The following is a 21437-nucleotide window of genomic DNA, read 5'->3' as shown; positions in this document are numbered from 1 at the left end:
ATTTTCGGAAAATGAGATTACACGAAACAAAGAAAAATATGTCTAGTTGGGGTCGTTTGACCGCCTGGATGGCCGTATTGTTCCTTACCGTAACGGCATGTAGTGAACCCGAAAGGGGTATGGAGGTCAGGAAAGGGGACCACATTGTATTGATAGGGAACAACCTAGGGTCCCGTATGATCAATTATGGCCATTTTGAAACGGAAATGCAATTGCGCTATCCCGATAGTCTATTGTATATAAGAAACATGGCCGATGGGGGAAACACCCCGGGTTTTAGACCTCATCCTTCCCGTAAGTCGCCTTGGGCCTTTCCAGGAGCCGATACCTTGGGGCAAGCCGTTTGGAAAGAACATTGGGAAGTGTCCAAAGGATGGTTGAAAACCGCCACCGAAGGGCATTTTGAAACTCCCGATCAGTGGTTGGAGATGCTAAAGGCCGATGTTATCGTAGCCTTTTTCGGTTATAACGAATCTTTTTCGGGCCCAGATGGGCTGGCCCGGTACAAGGCAGAGTTACATGCTTTTATAGACCATACTTTGGCCCAGCGCTATAATGGTAGGTCGGCCCCAAAATTGGCCTTGGTCTCGCCCATTGCCTTTGAGGATCTTTCCGGTCAAATGGATCTACCCGATGGGAAACAGGAAAATGCGAACCTAAAGTTGTATGCCGATGCCATGCGTGAGGTAGCGGCCAAAGACAGTGTTTTGTTCGTAGATGCCTTTGGGCCTTCGAAACAATGGTATGCCGAATCTGATGAAAACCTAACGGCCGATGGTTTTCAGCTGAACGATTTGGGACATCGGAAAATGGCCCAGTTGTTGGCCGATAAAGTTTTCGGTGCCAATAAAGCGGTGGCCGAAAAACATAGGGAAGCGGTTCATGCGGCCGTAATGGATAAGAACTGGTACTGGCATAACGATTTTAAAATACCCAATGGGGTGCATGTGTACGGCCGAAGACATAAACCCTATGGCCCGGACAACTATCCGGCAGAGATCGAAAAGATCCGGGAAATGACCGACGTACGTGATCAGGCCATTTGGAAAGCGGCCCAGGGCGAAGACTTCGATGTGGCCACCGCCGATAAAAAGACCAAAAAATTGCCCGAGATACCCACCAATTACAAACAAAGCCATAAAAACGGGGATCCTGATTATTTGTATGGCGAAGATGCGCTGGCCAAAATAAAAACGGCCCCGGGTTATAAAATCGAGCTATTTGCTTCGGAAAAGGAATTCAACGATCTAGCCAATCCGGTACAGATGGCCTTTGACAACCAAGGCAGGCTTTGGGTTGGTGTCATGCCCAGCTATCCGCATTATAAAGCGGGGGATAGCAAACCCAACGACAAATTGATCATTTTGGAAGATACCGATAACGATGGCAAGGCCGACAAGCAAACCACTTTTGCCGATGGGCTGCACCTGACCATTGGTTTCGAGTTTGCCCCAGAAGGGGTCTATGTTTCCCAAGGCACCAATTTGGTATTGCTAAAAGATACCAATGGCGACGACAAGGCCGATGTTACCGAGGTTATCCTCAGTGGTTTTGACGATCACGATACCCACCATGCCATTAGTGCTTTTTGTGCCGATCCATCGGGAGCCATTTATATGGGCGAAGGGGTGTTTTTACATTCGAATATAGAAACGGCCTACGGACCTGTACGGGGTACCAATGGCGGATTTTTCCGCTATAGTCCCCAACGACACCATTTAGAACGTAGTGCCCAATTGCCTATACCGAACCCTTGGGGGATCGCCTTCGATGAATGGGGGCAAAACTTTTTCGCCCATACCTCTAACCCGAATGTGACTTGGATGATGCCCGGCACCATCAAATCCCGTTTTGGGGAGGGCAACCCATTACCCGATAACCTTATTGAGGATGAACATAGGGTACGACCCACCTCGGGTATCGAATTCGTGTCGAGTAGGCATTTTCCGGATGAGGTACAAGGCGACTTGTTGATCAATAACACCATTGGTTTTTTAGGCACCAAGCAACATACCATGACCGACGATCCCGAAAGTGCGGGCTATCTAAGCCAGCACCGGCAAGATTTGGTCGTGGCCGAAGATGGGAATTACCGTCCCGTTGATCTAGAATTCGCCCCAGATGGATCACTATATATCTTAGATTGGCATAATGTGCTTATTGGCCATATGCAACACAATGCCCGCGATCCCTTACGCGACCATGCCCATGGTCGGGTGTATAGGGTTACCTATCCAGGGCGTCCTTTGGTGACCCCTGCCAAGGTGGCCGGGGCATCCATTCCGGAATTATTGGAAAATCTAAAACTGCCGGAATACCGAACCCGCTACCGTTCCAGAAGGGAACTTAGGGGAAGGGATGTAAACGAAGTGATGCCCGCCTTAAACGAGTGGGTGGCCGGTTTGGATAAAAACGATGCCCAATACGAACACCGATTAATGGAAGCCCTTTTCGTAAGTTGGGGAATGAACCAGGTAGATGCAGAACTATTACAGATCTTATTGGCGGCAAATGATTACAGGGCCCGTGCGGCAGCCGTTAAGGTACTACGTTATAGTGGGCACCAATTGGAGAACCAAGCCGGACTGTTGTTGCAGGCCGCCCAAGACAACAATGCCCGGGTACGTTTAGAGGCTATGGTCGCGGCATCATGGTTGCCTAAACCCGTGGGACTGCCCATTGTGGAAAAAGCCGCTGAAAAAGGTCTTGATAGCTGGGGGCAAAAACCTTACGAAGGTATTGTGGCCCATTTCAATGACCACAGGTTGGGTATGGAACCCGAGGAGAACAAGGTGAAGACCGATCTTACCGGAGCGGCCAAGCAGTTGTATATGCAAGGCCATGAGATTTACGGTAGGGAAGGTTTTTGTGCTACTTGCCACCAAGAGAACGGCAAGGGGCTTTCGGCTTCAGGTTTTCCGCCCATAGATAACTCACGTTGGGTTACCGGTAGTAAGGAACGTTTGATCAAACTGACCTTGAACGGTTTGTTGGGGCCCATTGAGGTGAAGGGCAAGAAATATCCCGGCCAAGTACCCATGACCCCCTTTGGAGGTATGCTTAACGACAAGGAGATAGCAGCGGTCTTGACCTATGTACGTAATAGTTTTGGGAACAAAGCCTCGGCCATTTACGAGCAAGATGTGAAACGGGTACGTGAAAGTATCAAGGATAAATCCGGTTTTTACGAACCAGCGGAATTGTTGAAGGAACATCCGCATCAATAGTCAAGATGTTATAAACAAAAAAAGACCCGGAGGAAACTTCGGGTCTTTTTGTAGGTAATCATATGCTTTAAACGGCAATCGGCAATTTGTTTTTAGGATTTAGCTTTTGGCCCCCATCCTTAAATTGATTAGAAGTGTTCTTGGCACCTCCAGCCTTTAGGGCATGGTCGCCAGAGAAGAAGGTTTTGTGATCGTCTCCTAAATCGGATCCAGCCATGCGTTGGTGTTTTACGCAAGAAACCCTTTTTCTTATTTCTTGGCGCTGTACTCCTTCTACATAGGCCAACATACCGGCATTACCAAAATACCCTTCGGTAAGGTCGTTCATATGAAGGGCTGTGGTATGGTAGGTAGGTAAGGTAATCAAGTGATGGAAAATACCCGCCTGTAGGGCGCCATCCTTTTGAAAACTCTTGATCTTACGATCGGCCCTAAAGCAAAGTTCGGTACCATCGTATTCGGCCGACATTAAATTATTACGGTCATAGGCCGTCATGTTCTCCCCTTCGGCCTTCATATCGTCATAGGCTTGGTTCCTAAAATTCAAGGTCCAATTGAAGGAAGGCGAATTGTTATAGACCAATTTGGCATTCGGTACTACCTCTCGGATGCGGTTTACCATATGGGCGATCTGTTTTAAGTCGGGGGTAGGGGTTTCTATCCACAAAAGATCGGCCCCATGTTGCAGACTGGTAATACAATCGAGTACTACCCGATCGATATTGCTGCCTTTTTTAAATTGGTACAAACCATTGGGCAATCTTTTGGGGCGCATTAATTTCCCGTCCCTTTTTATGAGCACGTCGTCTTCGCGGGCTTGGGTAATCTCGATTTCTTCGGCATCTACAAAAGCTAAATATTGTGAGGCCAGATCACCTGGGGATTTACTTACCGGTAATTTTTGCGTAAGTCCGGCACCTTCCGAATCGGTTCGGGCCACGATGATGCCGTCGTCTACGCCCAGTTCTAAAAAGGCATAGCGAATGGCATTTAGCTTGGCTATAAAATCTTCGTGGGGCACGGTTACTTTGCCGTCTTGGTGGCCGCATTGTTTGGCGTCGGATACTTGGTTTTCTATCTGGATGGCACAAGCCCCGGCCTCAATCATTTTTTTGGTCAATAGATAAGTAGCTTCCTCATTACCGAACCCGGCATCTATATCGGCAATGATCGGTACTACATGGGTTTCAAAATCATCTATTTGCTGCTGTACATCTTCCCCTTGTTCCAGTCTCCTGAAAAGGTCATTTAAAGCTATGGCGTCTGCTTGTTTTAAGAAGTCATAGATTTCTGCGATCAAAGCAGGTACCGCGGTTTTTTCGTGCATCGATTGATCGGGTAAGGGACCAAATTCAGAGCGAAGTGCGGCTACCATCCATCCCGAAAGGTACAAATAGCGTTTTTGGGTGGTTTGGTGGTGTTTTTTGACCGCGATCATCTTTTGTTGGGCCACAAAACCATGCCAGCAGCCTAAAGACTGGGTGTATTGCGAGGGGTCGGCATCGTATTGGGCCATATCTGCCCGCATTATGGCAGCGGTATACTTGGCGATGTCCAAGCCGGTCTTAAAGCGGTTTTGCACCATCATTCGGGCTGCATTTTCCGGGTTAATGGCCGACCAGCTGTCGCCATACTTCTTTTTTAGGGCCTTTACGGTGTCTAAGGCCGAACGGTACGAGGTATTTGATAAGGTTTTCATAATTTTGATGTATAAATTATTAGTATTGATAATTTGATCCTGTTCATTGTGCCAGCAATGGCAGGATTTTTTATATGTAGTTGTATGCGTTTAGTGTTAAGAACTCTTCAAAGTCGTCGGAGACCACAAGATTGTGGAAGAGTTCTATGGCTACTTCCAGCTTATCGGTGTTTCTATCGGTAAAAAAGTCTGTTCTGATCTTTTTGATTTCATCCTGCAAGAATTGATCGTAAAGTGTACGGGTAAATGGGCGACCGTCTTCTAATGCAACCTCCTGTTTTAACCACTGCCAAACTTGTGTACGCGATATTTCTGCCGTAGCGGCGTCTTCCATAAGATGGTAAAGGGCAACGGCCCCATTGCCGCGTAACCAGGCTTCCATATATAAAATACCCACATTAATGTTCTTGCGAACCCCGGCTTCCGTAATAGTGCCTTGTGGAATGGCGACTAGATCTTTTTCAGTGATTTCAATATCGTCCCTACTCACGTGTAATTGATTGGCCGTGGGCATATGGGTATTGAATTGTTCTAAGGCAACTGCTACCAAGGCAGGGTGTGCCACCCAAGTACCGTCATGACCGTTTTTTGCTTCGCGGGCCTTATCTATCCGTACTTTTTCCAAAGCCTGGGCATTGGCCTCGGCATCGTTTTTAATGGGTATCTGGGCGGCCATACCGCCTATGGCCAAAATGCCCCGTTTATGACAACGCTGTATAACCCGCTTCGAATAGGCATCCATAAACGGCGAGGTCATGGTAACCTGATCTCTATTGGGCACCACAAAATCTTTATGGTTCCTGAATTTTTTTATATAGGAAAAAATATAGTCCCAACGGCCGCAGTTTAAGCCTACGATATGCTCTTTAAGTTCGTAGATGATCTCGTCGAGTTGAAAACTGGCAGTTATGGTTTCAATAAGCACGGTAGCCTTAAACGTGCCTACGGGAACTTGAAGGTATTCCTCGGTAAATGTAAACACTTGGTTCCACCAACGGGCTTCGGTATAATGTTCAAGTTTGGGTAAGTAAAAATAGGGGGCGGTTCCCTTTTTCAATAAAATTTGGGTGTTGTGGAACACATAAAGCCCAAAATCTACCAAGCTTCCCGAACAGGGTTGGCCGGCTATGGTGAGATGTCTTTCGTTAAGGTGAAGGCCTCTGGGGCGCACCAACAGTACGGCGGTTTCTTCGTTTAAACGATAGGCTTTGTCCCTTTTAGAATCATAGAGCGAAATGGTTTTGTTGTTCGCGTCGATCAGATTTTGTTGCCCCTGCATATTGTTCGCCCAATTGGGCGAGTTGCTGTCTTCTAGATCGGCCATAAAGGTCTTGGCGCCGGAATTCAGGGCGTTGATGATCATTTTGCGATCAACGGGTCCGGTAATTTCTACCCGACGATCTTGTAGGTCGTGCGGGATCGGGGCGGCGGTCCAAGAGCCTTCTCGTATGTCTTTGGTCTCCATGGGAAACACCGGATACGCCCCTTGATCATAGACCTTTTGTAGAGCCTCTCTTCTTTTTAAGAGCTCGATACGCTCTTGATCGAATGTTTCATGTAAGGCACAGATAAATGCCAAAGCCGCGTCGGTCAATACTTCGGGGTAGTAGTTCTTTACCCCTTTTGCAAACCCGACTTTTGAAATGTGTACGGATGTGTTTTCCATAATGAGCTTGTTTTGAGGTCAATACTATTACAAAAAAAATTAAAAAACAAGCGAACGTTCGCTAAAAGAGAAAAAACGCAAAAAATTCACTGTTCGCAAAATGCGTTATATTTGCTGATATGGAAGAAGAGTATATTCGCTTAATATTCGGTTTAAAGCTGCGTCAGAAGCGAAACGAGCGCAATTTGTCTTTGTTCGGACTTTCTAAATTGACCGGATTGTCCAAGTCGTATTTGAACGAAATCGAAAATGGGAAGAAATACCCTAAACCCGATAAAATTGCCCTTTTGTCGACCGGCTTGGAAGTGCCCTACGATCAAATGGTGTCTTTAAAGCTCGATAAAAAGCTAGCACCCATTGGCGAATTATTGCGCAGTAAAATGTTCAAGGAGATTCCTTTGGAACTGTTTGGGATCAAAGAAAGTGACCTTATCGATATTGTGGCCAATGCCCCTTTAAAGGTCAGCGCCTTTATCAGTACCATTATTAAGATCGCCCAACATTATGACTTTAGCAGGGAGAGTTTTTACCTGGCTTCGGTGCGCTCGTACCAAGAGGCCAATAAAAACTATTTTGGCGATTTGGAAGAAAGCGTACTTCGCTTTGCGGAAGCCTATCAGATAAATCTTAGCCAACCGATTGCAGACAAAGATCTGGCCGAGATCTTGGTCGAGGAATACGGCTATACCATTCATTTTGATGCGCTACAACCAGAAGGCCCCTTGAATAACCTACGTTCGGTTTTTGTGCCGAAAACCAAGGTCTTGTTAATGGCCGATGGTATGGATGAGGCCCAACGCACCTTTATCTATGCCAAGGAAATAGCGTACAACTATTTGGGTTACCAAGAACGATTATATACTTTTCCGTGGATCAAGTTCGATACCTTCGATCAAGTATTGAATAATTTTTATGCCTCTTATTTTGCCGGCGCCCTTATAATTCCGCGTGCTCCAATTCACCAGGCCCTTACCGAAGTTTTTGCCAGACCCAATTTTGATATCGAAGGTTTTTTACAAGTGATGGCCTTGTTTAATGCCTCCCCGGAATCGTTCTACCAGCGGCTTACCAATATATTGCCCAAGGTGTTCAACATACAAGACCTGTTCTTTCTGCGGTTTAGCCATAAAGCGGGCAGTACATCTTATGAATTAAAAAAAGAACTGCATTTGGCGCATCAGCAATCGCCAAGGGCCTATGAGACCAACGAGCACTATTGCCGGCGTTGGGTTTCTTTAAAAGTACTGGATAGGATCGGGGTGAGTAACTTGGCCCATGAATTCGATGTTCAGGTTTCGGCCTATGAAGATGGGGGCAGGTATTTGGTGTTCACTTCGGCCACCCAAGATCCGTTTAAAACGGGTTATTATAGAAGTATCAGTGTGGGACTTTTAATCAATGCTGAGCTCAAACGGAAGCTAGCCTTTCTAAACGACCCTAAAATTGGCATTGAAAAGGTAGGGGTAACCTGTGAACGTTGCCATATTAACGACTGTGAGCTACGACAAGCACCGGCCAAAGTTTTGGATTCGGTTGCCAAGAACAAGGCCATGGCCATGCGGGTAGCCGAACTCATGCGGGAATACGGTAGTTCTGTTAATCAAACCAAGGCATAAGACCAGGGTATTTGAGATCGTACCGTTTTAACAAAACTACAGCTAGCTGGTGAATTTTTGTTAGGTAAGTGAGCTTCCTGAAGGGATGAAAATTGCAGCTCGAAATAAGGGGCTTAAAACTAAGTATGCCCCTCTCTTGTTTCGATTCTAAGGTAGCTATGGGGTACGGTGTCGTCTAATAAAAGGTACTAGTTCTTAGCTGTTTAGTCCTGTCTTTTTTTCTTGTTTTTAGCTGCTACGGGTAGGTATAACAGGGGTAAGAAACTAAGTGGTCCTAGGCCGTGATTATAGGTAGCATAGATTGCAATACCAATTAAGACACCAATAATGGCGGCATCGTTAACGGCACTTTGTTTGAAAGTTTTTTTTTCTTCTTGCGTTTCTTCTTGCGATGGCTTTTTGAATTTGTGGTTGGGCATAGTTGCTATACAGATAGAATGGCTTGGGGGCACTAAATTAAGAAGACTTTGGATAAATGGAAAAAAGTGGGTCAGGTCTAATAGTGGTAGAAAAAGCATCAGTTGAGGCAAAAAGAGTAATAGCCCATTTTCGTTTAAGGCTTTGAACATGTCGTTCAACCCTTTCCTTTGCTATAAATAGGCGGGTTTCAATACATTTAAGCATCGAAACATCAAAATAATCCATCGATGCGTACCACAGCTGTATTTTCCTTCTTTTTTATGATGCTGGCCACTGTTGTCACGGGTCAAGAGTATCAAAAGAAATTTCAAAAGCTTACCACCCTTAGTGGTATTTATGAAAAGGGTATTTCCGAAGACTGGTTAATCAATCCTAGTGCCGCAAGGGCGGGGGTGTTTAAAAGTGCCGATGGAAAGGAATTGATTCTATCTAATGGTATTGTTTCGCGAGGGTTTCGTCTAGGCCCCAATGCGGCCACGGTGAGTTTAAAAAACCTGACCGAACAAGAAGAATTGATACGTGCGGTGCGTCCAGAGGCCATAATCAATATAGATGGTTATGCCATGGAAGTTGGCGGGTTACATGGTCAGCCTAATTTAGCTTTTCTTTACCCCGATTGGATCGATGATCTTCAAAGCGACCCTTTATCCTTTCAATTTAAAGATTTCAGTGTGGGGGTACCCCAAGAGCGTTTTGCTTGGAACCGCATCCGGCATCATGCCCCCGACGTACAATGGCCCCCAAAAGGCATTCATCTAAAAATGGATTATGCCTTGGCCGATGTTGAGGTGTCCGAACTCTTGGCCATTTCAAAGAACAGCGGTGTGGGTAGAAAGCTATTGTTTCAAGACGATTTTGACGAACTGGATCCTTCTTGGAAAATCGTGGCTTCCCAGGCCCATCCGAGGTCTTCTTTTATCAACGAAGGTAAACCAGGTGAGATTTATACGCCGATCAATTCGGTGGTCTATGCCGAAAAAGCGTTACCAAATGGTGTTGGCTTGGTAGAAACCTCTTTAGATGCCGGCACCGATTTGAGTGGGGGTTGGGGCCCCGGAATTGCTTTGGTTTGGGACGATCGTGTGGTTAAATTGAATATGCGCCCCGGTAATGATTCTGGGATAAAGAATAAAGGTGCATGGAAGTTTACCGTTTTCGATGGAAAAAAGGAAAATGGCCAGGCAGGGGGCAAGAACAATGTAGACCTAGACCAAACCTGGTATTTGCGGTTACGCATAGATAACGACAAGGTATTTTGTGAGGTTAAACCCAAAGGAGGGGCCTGGCTTACCCTAGAGGCCGTAAGTTTTGATGGTCCCGTACCACAACCCAAGGCCGTACGTATCGGTAAAATGGGTCCGAAAGCATCGGGTAAAGACCATACCGCTTTGGGGGAATTGGGCCGACTGACATTCCACGATTTTAAGGCCTATTCTAAGGTGGAAAAAAGCGAACTGGACAAGTTGGCCCAAAATTTGGAGAGCTTGAAAAATTTAGAAGTCAGTGTTCATTATGAATTATACGATGGCGTGCCTGTATTTTCGAAATGGGTAAGTGTAAATAATAACGGAAAGGCACCTGTTAGGGTAGAAAGTATGGTCTCGGAAATATTATCCTTGGCTGATCACGACCCGTATGCCGGACATAGGGGGCATCCCGAATATATGGTGCGCCCCAACATACATTTGGAGACCAATTATGCTTTTTCGGCCATGAAGGCCAAAATAGCCAATTCGCAATCGGTACATTGGGAGGCTGATCAAGATTATGTAACCCAGATCTCTTGGTCCCAGTTGATTCCGAACTTGGTAAAGGTATATCCGGAGCAAGGCTATAATGTAGATATTAAGCCAGGGGCTAGCCTCGAGTCTATTCGGGCATTTGTATTGCCCTATGATTCCTATGAGAAGGAACGCCAAGGGCTTTCCATGCGGAAAATGTATAGGACCATAGCCCCTTGGATTACCGAAAACCCTTTGATGTTCCATGTGACCCGTTCGAATTGGGAAGAATATACCCAAGCCATCGATCAGGCCGTGGCAGTGGGTTACGAAATGGTCAATTTTTCTTTCGGTAGTGGTTTTAATCCTGAGGTTACCAGTAAAAAGAACCTGGGTCAAATGAAAAAATATGCCGATTATGCCCAAGAACGTGGAATTGGAATCGGTACCTATTCGTTATTGGCTTCGCGAAGGGTCAGTGAAAAAGACGATGTAATCAACCCTAAAACGGGTAAACGTGGTGGTTTCGCTACTTTTGGCAATTCGCCTTGTTTGGCCAGTGAATGGGGGTTGGACTATTTTGATAAACTCTACACCATATTCGGGGAAACAGGCTTTTTGACCTTTACCCACGATGGTAATTATCCGGGCGATGTTTGTGCCTCAACCGACCATCCTGGGCACAGGGATTTGGGCGATTCGCAATTTGAGCAATGGAAGATCATAACCGATTTTTACAAATGGTGTAAATCAAAGGGCGTCTACCTTAGGGTACCCGACTACTATTACCTTACAGGTTCTAACCAAAATGGGGTAGGCTATCGCGAAAAGAACTGGTCGTTACCCAGGCGCCACCAGCTGATACACACCCGACAGAATATTTTCGATGGCACCTGGGAGAGCACCCCGTCCATGCGCTGGAGTTTTATTCCACTGGCCCAATATCATGGAGGCGGTGCCGCGGCTACCATTGAACCCCTCGATGAACACTTGGATCATTATGAGATGATGTTGGTAAGTAATGTAGGTATGGGTATTCAATCAGCCCTTCGGGGGCCACGTTTGTACGATACCGATCGTACCAAGAAGATGGTGAAAGGCGTAGTGGACTGGTACAAAAAGTACCGCGACATTCTAGAAAGCGATATACTTCACTTACGCCGTGCCGATGGTCGTGATATTGATTATATGATGCACGTTAACCCAAAATTGAAGGAAAAAGGGATGTTGATGGTGTTTAACCCTACCGACACCGAAATTACCAAGGAAATAACCCTGCCGTTGTATTATACCGGACTTACAGATACGGCAAGGGTACGGGAACAAGAAGGGCAATCCAACGAGAAAAAACTGAACAGGACCTACGAGATAACAATAGAAGTGACTGTAAAACCGAATTGGTATAATTGGTATGTAATCGAATAGTACCAATTACATAATAAGACTCATTTTAGGGTTGGGCAGGAATAGGATGATTTTGAGGTAGAAGCCCTCGAATTGAAAAAAATAACACAAGTTTTAAGTCGATTATTCTTGCAGCAGCTACTATTTCGATTACTTTTAGGGGTAAATTCCTTGCCTTATGGGTCGTTTTGGTAAGCGGACGAAAATCGTTCTGCTCTCCCTGTTAGGGGTCGTCGTTCTTATACTCCTCGTATTGCCCAGTGCCATACGCTATTATGCCGTTAAAAATAGTCCGGAATTATTGGGTCGGCAGATAGCCTTGGAAAAATTGAAGTACAATTACTTTACCAGTACGGCTAGGGCCTACGGCTTTGTGATGTATGAGGCTGATGGTGAAAAACCTTTTGTGTCTTTTGATACCTTAATGCTCGATTTGGCCCCCTTGAACCTGTTCAAAGATAAGCTGGTCGTTGAAGGTTTTTACTTACAGGGGTTGGATGCTACCGTGGTCATGCAAGATTCTACTTTTAATTTCGACGACCTAATCCGGTTTCATTCCACTGCCGAAACCACCGATACGGTAGGGGCTTCAACCGAACCCTTCAAGTATAGCCTGACGGATTTAAGATTGCAACAGGCCAACTTTCATTTTGTAAATCAGAATATTGAGCATACCACAACACTAGAGGATATCTCTTTCGCCGTACCATTTGTGGGTTGGGACCAAAATGAAAAAAGTGAGGCGGCCATACGATTTGACCTCAAAAAAGGAGGGCATATCCAATCGGTGTTTAAGCTTGATCCCAATTCTGGGGATTACGATGCTTTTTTCGATGTGGCCGGTCTTCATCTTAATCCATTCTATAAGTATGTAAGGCCCTATGCCGAGATCAATACCTTGGAAGGTACGGTCGGCGCCCAACTTGATTTGATCGGGAATCTGAACAGTACCGATCTGCCAGTTTTGACTGGTAAGGTAGATGTGGCCGATTTCGAAATGACCGATACGGCCGATAAAATCTTCTTGGGTTCGAAGCACCTACGGGCTTCGTTGAAAGAAATAGATATGAACGCCAATCGCTACCATCTCGATTCGGTACAGGTTAACGATTCGTATACCTATTTTCAACTCGATTCGCTTTCCAATAATTTCTTCCGCATCTTTAAATTGGAGGAAAGTGCCGCAACCCCAGAAACAGACGCAAACACGGCCGTGGTCCAAGCCAGTGAAGCCACGTCTTTACAGTATGTCATAGACCATTTGGCCTTAAAAGGAGGCGTGCTCGATTATACCGATAACCTAACCGGAAGCCCTTTCAATTATCATTTGAGTGAAATGGCCCTCACGGCCGATGCCATTACCAGTGAGGCCGATTGGGTAGAGCTCTATGCCACTATGGTATTGAACAATAGGGGCGATTTGGTAGCCAAGGTGGGCCTGAACCCGAACGATTATGTTAGAAATCTGGACTACGATATCGCCATTAAAAAATTCTTATTGCCCGACCTCAATATCTATACCAATTACTATATGGGGCATAGCCTGTTGGAAGGCGATATGTACTACAATTCCAAATCGAAGATAACCGACGGACAGTTAGAGATAGAGAACAAACTTTTGGTGAAAAACGCTTCATTAAAAACCACCAAAGGCGGTTTGTACAACCTCCCCTTAAAATTCGCTTTCTTTTTGCTGACCGATAAAAATGGCGATATCAATCTAGACGTACCCGTTCGGGGCGATTTGGACGACCCCTCTATAAACGTCGGAAAATTGGTATGGACCACCTTTAAGAACGTAATCACCAAAACCGTGGCGGCCCCAGTCAACTTTTTGGTGGGCTTGGTCGGCGGCGATCCGGGCGATATATCTGAAATCAAATTCGATTATTTAGACAGTATTCCCACGCCCAAACATTACCGCCAACTCGATAAACTATTACAATTAGAGGAAAAGAAACCCGGCTTGGCCATAGAGATGCAGTATTTTGTAGACCAAGAATTACAGCGCGAGGCATTGGCGAGGGCGGTGGTCGGTGCCGATTTTAAAAAGCAGACCGATAAGGATTATCAAAAGAAGACGGCGGAATTCGAGGCCTTTGTAAACGAACATATCGGCCATGATTCGTTTAATTTGACCCAGGCCGTTTTGGTGTTGGCAGGCCCCGAACGTATGGATTCCATTGCCCATGCCTATTCAGATAAACGTATACAGCAATTGGGCGATTACCTTAAAATGCATAACGATTCTACCCATATAACCATTAAACCTGGCGACCCAAAAGAACCCGCACATACCGGGGCACAGCCTTTGTTTAAAGTGGTGTATGATTTGGAAGGGGAAGTTAGTGGGGAATAAGCTGTTAATATAAGGCCGTTACGTATTTTTATGGTCGTCAAACTTTCTTGGCTGGGACTTGTAATTTGTTAACTTGTTGTTTAATAGTGGTTTGTAGTTCAAAAAAGGCAGGTGGCATTGTCACTATCATAAGCTTTCCCATAAATAATAATTTGGTCGATTGTTGGCTTTGGATTAAATTCAGAGCCTACAACGAAGATAAATGGGGGAAGCAAAAAAACAAGAAGTCAGGTTACGTGATCGGGAGACCTTTGATCAGGTATTTGGCTCTTATTACCCCATTTTGGTCTTTCATGCCGTAAAACTTTTGGATGGTGATCGTAACCAAGCCGAAGATATGGTACAGGATGTATTCGTTAAAATACTGGACCTGGGAAAAGTATTTGAAAACGAAGATCGCCTAGGGGCCTACCTCTATACCATGGTCCGTAACCAATGTTTGAACCACAAAAAGTTCAAACAGGTAAGGCAACTCTATGCCGAAAAAGAAAAAGCCTCTGCCAAAGAGGCCATACCCCTTTGGGAGGTACCTGCCCAAGAAGAGTCTTACCGTTATTTAAGGGACGCCTTAACCAAATTGCCCGAGCGTTGTCGCCAAATATTCGAACTTACCTTACGGGGCTATCGTATTGCCGAGATTGCCCAGGAAATGGGGATTTCCGAGGAAACCGTAAAATCACAGAAAAAACGGGGAAAAGCGTTGTTGCGCGAACATCTGGGGCATTTACGCACCCTTACCTTGGTGGCCTGGGTTTTGGCCTAAATTTTTTTACCCGGTTTACCCCCTTTTGTTTTTTAGATTGTTTATAACGTACAAGCCCTAATCGCATTCATGGAATCGAACCAAGAAAATAGAAACGAACACGCCTTACTGCGCCTGAAAAGGATGGCCGGTATTGCAACCAATGAAGAAATGGAACAATTGGAGCGATTGGAACAAGATATATCGGACAAAGGGCATAACCCAAAGATAGGGCCAACCCAGGAAGGGTATACCGAATTCGAATCTTTTTCCCTTTCCTTAGATACCCAAGCGGCCAAGGAAAAGGTTTGGGGCAGATACCAAGACCATAGGGCGCGTAAAAGAAAATGGGTGCTTGGTGCCGCAGCAGCCGTGCTAGCGGCCTTGTTGTTATCCAGTGTGTATTTTCTCAGAAATGGTTCCGGATCAACCTTGGAACCTCCCGTTTTACAAGGTGTGGTTCTCAGCACTGGCAATTCGGGTGAATCTTATGGCCTTGATCATATGGATCCCCAGCAATTACTGACCAATAACGGGAGTCTTAAGGTAGCATTGACCGCCGGAAAGATGGATTATTCCGCCAATGCGGAAGGCCTTAAAAAATCACATAATCTTAAAGTTCCTTTGGCACGTACCTTTGAGTTGGTGCTTGCCGATGGTACCAAGGTGCATTTAAATGCCGGTACCGAATTAAGTTATCCGACCAGCTTTAAGGGGGATACCATTAGAAGGGTCCGATTGAAAGGTGAAGGCTACTTCGAAGTGAGCCATAACCCGGCCCAACCATTTATCGTTGAAGCTGGCGATGCTACGGCCGTAAGGGTGTTGGGCACCTCCTTTAATGTAAGTTGTTTTGAAGAGGAACAAGAAGTCAGGACAGTTCTCGTAGAAGGTAAGGTAGGCATACATTTAGATGCCAAAAACTATTCCGATAAGGCGGTGCATCTAAAGCCGGGTCAAATGTCCAGTACCGATAGAAACGCTAAAACCACCCGTATTACCGAAGTAGACACCGATTTATATACCTCCTGGGTACGAGGACAACTCATTTTTCAGGAGACACCATTTTCTGAGATCAAGAAACGTTTAGAGCGTAAGTTCGATGTAGAAATAGTGAATCGGGTCCCCCGAATAGAGGCAACACGTTATACCGGAATTTTCAAGGACGAAGACCTTGGGGCCATACTCAATGTATTTGCCCGGTATAGCGATTTTGAATTCAAAAAAGAAAACCACCAGATAATTATTGAAGAACCATAAACACCGATAGCCAATGACATAGTGCGACCAGAAAACAAAAATCGGGAAATGTTGGCCCATTCCCCGATTATGATCGATTAAACTACAAGACTACTAATCCGTTATTTAACCAATACTAAGTTATGAAAAAATTAACTTGGGCTAGGTCGGTTTTCGACCTATTCCCCAAAATCAGTTTGAAAATGAGGCTGACTTTTCTTTTCCTCATCGTTTCATTATTTAAGATTGAAGCAAGTACGTATTCCCAGAACACTAAATTGGATCTCGACTTGCGGAATGTAAGCTTACTCCAGTTTTTTAGCACAGTGGAGCAACAGACCGAATTCAGCTTTTTTTACCGTAAAGGCATTGTGGATCTGGATAAGAAGGTTAGCGTAACCGCATCTGGCGATACTTTAGAGACCGTCTTGGATCTTATTTTCAAAGATTCGGAGGTATACTATGAGATTTATGATCGTCAAGTGATGATATTAAAGCGTGCCGCATCAAAAAAGGTGCCCTTGCCTAGGGTATCCCAACAAGCCCTGCAGGTATCCGGTACGGTTACCGATGGTAAGGGTATGCCCTTACCGGGTGCCAATATTATAGAAAAAGGAACCTCTAATGGTACCCAAACCGATTTTGACGGTAACTATACTTTAGAGTTACAGAATAACCCCACTACACTATCGGTATCTTATATTGGTTTTACCGATAAAGAGGTAACTGCAAGTGCTGGTACGGTAGTGAACATATCCTTGGCCGAAGATGCCGAATCGCTGGATGAGGTGGTTGTTACCGCCTTAGGTATTCAGCGCGAGAAAAAGGCCTTGGGTTATGCTGTTGAAGAAGTGGAGGGTGAAGAGATCGCCAACTCGGGGTCATCCAATGTCCTAACTTCTTTACAAGGCAAAGGGGCCGGTATAACCATTACCAATACGGGTGCAGGTATGACCGGTTCATCTGAAGTTGTTTTGCGTGGGGGCTCATCACTCACAGGCTCTAACGGAGCTTTGATCGTGGTAGATGGGGTGCCATTCTCTAACCGTTCTTTCGGTGGTGGCGACATCGATTTCGGTAGTGGTATCGCCGATCTTAATACACAGGATATTGAATCGGTTTCTGTTCTAAAAGGGGCCAATGCCGCGGCATTATATGGTTCACGTGCCTTGAATGGGGTAGTTATGATCACCACTAAAAAAGGTACTTCTGGAAAGCCTTCCGTGAATTATTCCAACCAATTGCGTTTGACCGAAATCATGTATTTCCCAGAGATCCAAAACGAATGGGGCGCAGGTTCGGGTAGTCCCGACCGTTTCGGGCTTTTCTTAGATGATAATGGGGTAGCCCATACCGATATCCGCGACGAAAAATCATGGGGCCCCCGTTTAAACCAAGGGCAAATGGTGCGTAACGATTGGTTGCGCGATCAGCCTGTTTTACCTTGGGTATCCCATGGCGATCAACATAAGGAATTCTTCCGTACAGCGGTAACCAACGTACACAACCTAAATGTTACAGGGGGTACCGATGCCTTGAACTACAACCTTTCCATGTTGTACGAAGATGCCGAAGATGTACAAACCGAATCTACCCAAGACCGCTACAATATGGCCTTGCGTTTGGGTTCGGAAATAAACGAATATGTTGGTTTGGAAGGTAGGATTTCCTACACCTATACCAAAACACACAACAGGCCTACCGTTGGGGGTAGGGAGAGTGTGTATTACTCCTTACTTCAAATGCCTAGGAGTATTTCTTTGGAAAGTTTACGACCCCATAGATATCCGTTCTCTGGCCAAGAATATTCATACGCCTATCATAACGATGGAGAAAAGGTAGCTTGGAACAAAGGAAGGAACAACCCCTATTGGACGGTTTATGAAGACCAGAACAACGATATCACCAAACGATTGATCGGTTTTGGAAAGTTAAACTTAAACTTATTGAAAGACCCTGAAGGTGCGGGTAGCTTAACCGCTTTTGCCCGTGTAGGTTGGGATAATAGTGAGGTGAACCTTGAAACCATCCGTGCCCGTTCCGAGGCTTATACCTTAGGCGGATTGAATATCCAAAAGAACTCGTTCCTAGAGGTAAACACTGATTTCTATATCACCTATCAAAAACAATTTGGGAAGTTCGGAATGACTGCCAATTTTGGAGGAAACCGCAGGTATAACGAGGCCAATATCCTGAATTCTTGGGGTAATAACTTCTTGACCGATGACCGTACCAGTTCCAATAATCTCGAAACCAGGGATTTCTCATCCAGAACCGATAAGCAGGCTCTGAATTCGCTTTATGGTAGTGCCCAGTTCTCGTATGATGATTATCTTTTCTTGGACGTGACCGGAAGAAACGATTGGAGTTCTACCTTACCTGAAAAGAACAGAAGCTTCTTTTACCCGTCAGTTAACTTAGGTTTTGTAGTAACCGATGCCTTCGACGGTCTTAAAAACGAGGTATTGGATTTTGCCAAATTCAGGGCCTCTTATGCCGAGGTGGGTAACGATTTGGGAATCTATAGGGTAAATACCTATTATAACTATGGGGCGGATCCGCAAGGAAGGTTACAGGCAACCGTTCAAAACTCCGTGGGTAATGAGAATATCGAGGCAGAGATCAATAAGTCTTTAGAGTTTGGTGCCGATTTCCGTTTCTTGCAAAACAGACTAGGTGTTGATTTTACCTGGTATAACTCGGTAACCGAAAATCAAATTATTGATAATTACCCCCAAGCCGTTTCTACAGGTTTTACCAGTTTGTTGTATAACGTAGGCGAAATATCGAATACCGGTATCGAACTGTCGGTGAATACAAGACCGATCCTGACCGACGATTGGACCTGGGATCTGACCCTGAACTATGCTACCAACGAAATGGTGCTGGAAGAACTCAACTTACCGGGTGAGGCATATTATAGGATTGAGGATCATATCGAATACAGTTCCCGTGCCTATGTAGGTGAAAAATTCGGAGATATCTACGGATACCGCTATTTGCGCGATGCCAATGGTACCGTAATCGTAAACGAGCAGGGTTATCCGATCATCGATAACCGAAACGGAACCGATTCCGAAGTAAAAGTGGGTAACATACAACCCGATTTTACCGCAAGTATTCAGAGTGCCTTGCGCTACAAGAATATCTCCATGAATTTCTTGATCGATGGTAGTTTCGGTGGCGATGTGTTCAGTGGTACCAAACGTGAATTGAACCGAAACGGATACTCCAAAGAATCTTTGCAAGGTCGTGAAGGTTGGTTGTTCGCCTTGGATAACGATCCAAGAAATCTAAGGGAAGGCGGCGATAAAAATATTGGTTCTACTTACGGCGGGTACGATCGTTGGGTAGGCAACTCTGTATTCGGGGTGTTCGACGAAAACGGATATATCGTACTCGATGCCAATGGCGACCCGGTAACCGGTGCCGCTAATGCAGGTGATAACGCCATGTATGTAAACCCTGAAAGATATTGGGGAGAGGCCGCCCGTCAAGGGTATAGGGCCGTGGCCGGAAGTAAGGATGGGGCTACCGAAGAATATTTGGAAGATGCCACTTTTGTAAAACTTAGGGAGTTGAGCCTAACCTACGATTTCCCGACTAAATGGTTGAACGGAACCGGTATAAACGGGGTTAGCCTTAGTGCCATTGGTAGAAACCTGTTCTATTTAAATGATGTATCCGATTTCTTTGACCCGGATGCCTACAGAAAAGGGACTTCGATAAACTCCCTTGGATACGAGCGTAATGGGGCGCTTCCATCAATGAGATCTTATTCGTTGAACTTGAGAGTTAATTTTTAATCTAGGCTTAAGGTGAGGCATTTGCCATCATTTTACTTAGAAAAATAAAAAGTAAAGACATGAATAAACATATAATATACGTCTTGTTGGTTTCATTGGTGTTTTTCTCCTGCGAGGATAATTTCGATGAATACAACACCAATCCACAAAATGCACAAGTGGGTTCAGATGAAGTGGTACCCCGGTATCAATTGGGCCCTATTACCGATGCCTTAAAGGCTACCGGTCAGATCTCAAATCAGGTCGCTCCTGAATATACTAGGCAATTCTCCTATAATACCAGTAGTTATAGGGTTTCGGAATTGGTTGCTTCGCAATACAATGGTATGTGGAACAAGGTATATCGCCTCAATCCGACCATTAACAATGTATTGATGCAGACCGAAGAAGCTGAAGATGCCGTAGACAAGGTGGTCAGGGCCATTACCCAAATATCAAAGGTGTATTTGTTTACCGGTTTGTCCGATATTTATGGAGATATTCCTTATTCTGAAGCGGGCGATATAGCTATCCAATTTCCAAAGTACGATACCCAAGAGTTCATTTATAACGATGGATTTGCTTTGTTAGATGAGGCTATTATCGCTTTAACCGCTCAAATTTCGGCCAATGTTTCTTTACCTACCGATGATAGGGTATATGGTGGAGACGTTACTAAGTGGATTCGTTTCGCCAATTCTTTGAAACTTAGGTTGGCCATGCGTTTAAGCGATGTAGACGGTACAACAGCTGCTGCTAAAATTCAAGAGGCCATGAACCATAGTGGCGGATTGATTTCTAGTAACGATGAGTCTGCTACCATCGAAAACTTCGATGGCGAAGGTCCTGAGCATTCTATTTATCAAATGCGTAACGAGCCTTTTAGAATGGCTAAATTCTTGGTTGATTATCTAAACGATACCAATGATCCCCGTTTGCCTATCTGGGCCGATCCGGCCGTAAACGGAGGGGATTATGTAGGTGTAGATAATAGTTTGATCGATTTTCCAGATAACGATAACTTCAGTAAGCTGAGTGAAGCCAATATCTTTCAACGTACCTTGGAAGATATCGTTTTGATGTTCTCCGAGACCGAATTCCTAAAAGCTGAGGCCTATTTGAAAGGCATAGGTGTGGGCAAAGACGACAATGCCGCCAATACCGCCTACAGGGCAGGTATCCAGGCTTCCCTCGAGTACTGGGGTGTTGAGGCCGATGCCGTAACCGCTTTCTTGGCCCAAGATTTCGCAACACTTAGTGGCGACGATGTTGCTAAATTAGAGCAGATAGCCGAGCAGAAATGGGTCTCTCTATTCTTAACCGGTACCGAGTTGTGGTCAGAAGTGAGAAGATTGGACTATCCCGTATATCCAAGTAGAAATGGTGTGCCCGGGTATTTTCAGGGCGACACCAATGGTGAGATGCCTACTAGACTGGATTACCCTGAGGATGAAGCTTCGTTGAATGCCGAAAATTATGATGCGGCCAACGCTAAGTATCCACAAGTTATCGCCTCCAAAGTTTGGTGGGATGTTAATTAAGAGTTAGTAGCAGTAGTT

The 21437-nt window shown here is 45.2% G+C and carries 11 protein-coding genes; 8 read left to right on the top strand and 3 right to left on the bottom strand.

Annotated features, from left to right (window positions below):
• Window positions 1-11 precede the first annotated feature (11 nt).
• Window positions 12-3227: a PVC-type heme-binding CxxCH protein gene (locus B7P33_RS07235; RefSeq protein ID WP_245871699.1), complete on the top strand. Its 3216-nt coding sequence runs from the start codon at window positions 12-14 to the stop codon at window positions 3225-3227.
• A gap of 67 nt (window positions 3228-3294) precedes the next feature.
• Here the strand turns inward: B7P33_RS07235 and B7P33_RS07230 are convergent, their stop codons facing one another.
• Window positions 3295-4926, bottom strand: a complete 1632-nt coding sequence (locus B7P33_RS07230; RefSeq protein ID WP_097441322.1) for an isocitrate lyase — start codon at window positions 4924-4926, stop codon at window positions 3295-3297.
• A gap of 70 nt (window positions 4927-4996) precedes the next feature.
• Complete coding sequence (gene aceB / locus B7P33_RS07225; RefSeq protein WP_097441321.1) at window positions 4997-6592, bottom strand: malate synthase A; 1596 nt, start codon at window positions 6590-6592, stop codon at window positions 4997-4999.
• Between the two features lie 119 nt (window positions 6593-6711).
• On the opposite strand from aceB, the gene B7P33_RS07220 reads away from it, so the two are divergent.
• Window positions 6712-8208 (top strand): helix-turn-helix domain-containing protein, encoded by a 1497-nt coding sequence (locus tag B7P33_RS07220; RefSeq protein WP_097441320.1) that lies wholly within the window; start codon window positions 6712-6714, stop codon window positions 8206-8208.
• Between the two features lie 203 nt (window positions 8209-8411).
• Here the strand turns inward: B7P33_RS07220 and B7P33_RS07215 are convergent, their stop codons facing one another.
• On the bottom strand, window positions 8412-8777 hold the full coding sequence (locus B7P33_RS07215; protein WP_097441319.1) for a hypothetical protein: 366 nt from the start codon (window positions 8775-8777) through the stop codon (window positions 8412-8414).
• 78 nt (window positions 8778-8855) lie between these two features.
• Here B7P33_RS07215 and B7P33_RS07210 point away from each other — a divergent pair, with 78 nt between their 5' ends.
• The 6 genes from B7P33_RS07210 to B7P33_RS07185 all read left to right on the top strand — a co-directional run bounded on the left by B7P33_RS07210 (window position 8856) and on the right by B7P33_RS07185 (window position 21419).
• Entirely contained in the window at window positions 8856-11774 is a 2919-nt protein-coding gene (locus tag B7P33_RS07210; RefSeq protein ID WP_097441318.1) for a hypothetical protein, read from the top strand.
• 157 nt (window positions 11775-11931) lie between these two features.
• Window positions 11932-14112 (top strand): DUF748 domain-containing protein, encoded by a 2181-nt coding sequence (locus B7P33_RS07205; RefSeq protein WP_097441317.1) that lies wholly within the window; start codon window positions 11932-11934, stop codon window positions 14110-14112.
• 202 nt (window positions 14113-14314) lie between these two features.
• On the top strand, window positions 14315-14875 hold the full coding sequence (locus B7P33_RS07200; protein WP_097441316.1) for an RNA polymerase sigma factor: 561 nt from the start codon (window positions 14315-14317) through the stop codon (window positions 14873-14875).
• Between the two features lie 69 nt (window positions 14876-14944).
• The gene (locus B7P33_RS07195; RefSeq protein ID WP_097441315.1) at window positions 14945-16114 is read left to right on the top strand and encodes a FecR family protein; all 1170 of its coding nucleotides are present in this window, start codon (window positions 14945-14947) and stop codon (window positions 16112-16114) included.
• Window positions 16115-16296: 182 nt separating this feature from the next.
• On the top strand, window positions 16297-19899 hold the full coding sequence (locus tag B7P33_RS07190; RefSeq protein ID WP_172435885.1) for a SusC/RagA family TonB-linked outer membrane protein: 3603 nt from the start codon (window positions 16297-16299) through the stop codon (window positions 19897-19899).
• Window positions 19900-19958: 59 nt separating this feature from the next.
• The gene (locus B7P33_RS07185) at window positions 19959-21419 is read left to right on the top strand and encodes a SusD/RagB family nutrient-binding outer membrane lipoprotein (protein ID WP_097441313.1); all 1461 of its coding nucleotides are present in this window, start codon (window positions 19959-19961) and stop codon (window positions 21417-21419) included.
• The last annotated feature ends 18 nt before the right edge of the window (window positions 21420-21437 follow it).

It is taken from the genome of Sediminicola luteus, from assembly GCF_002514735.1.
Lineage (GTDB): Bacteria > Bacteroidota > Bacteroidia > Flavobacteriales > Flavobacteriaceae > HQA918.
Note: the sequence above shows the minus strand (reverse complement) of the source record. Positions and strands in the feature narration are given on the sequence as shown.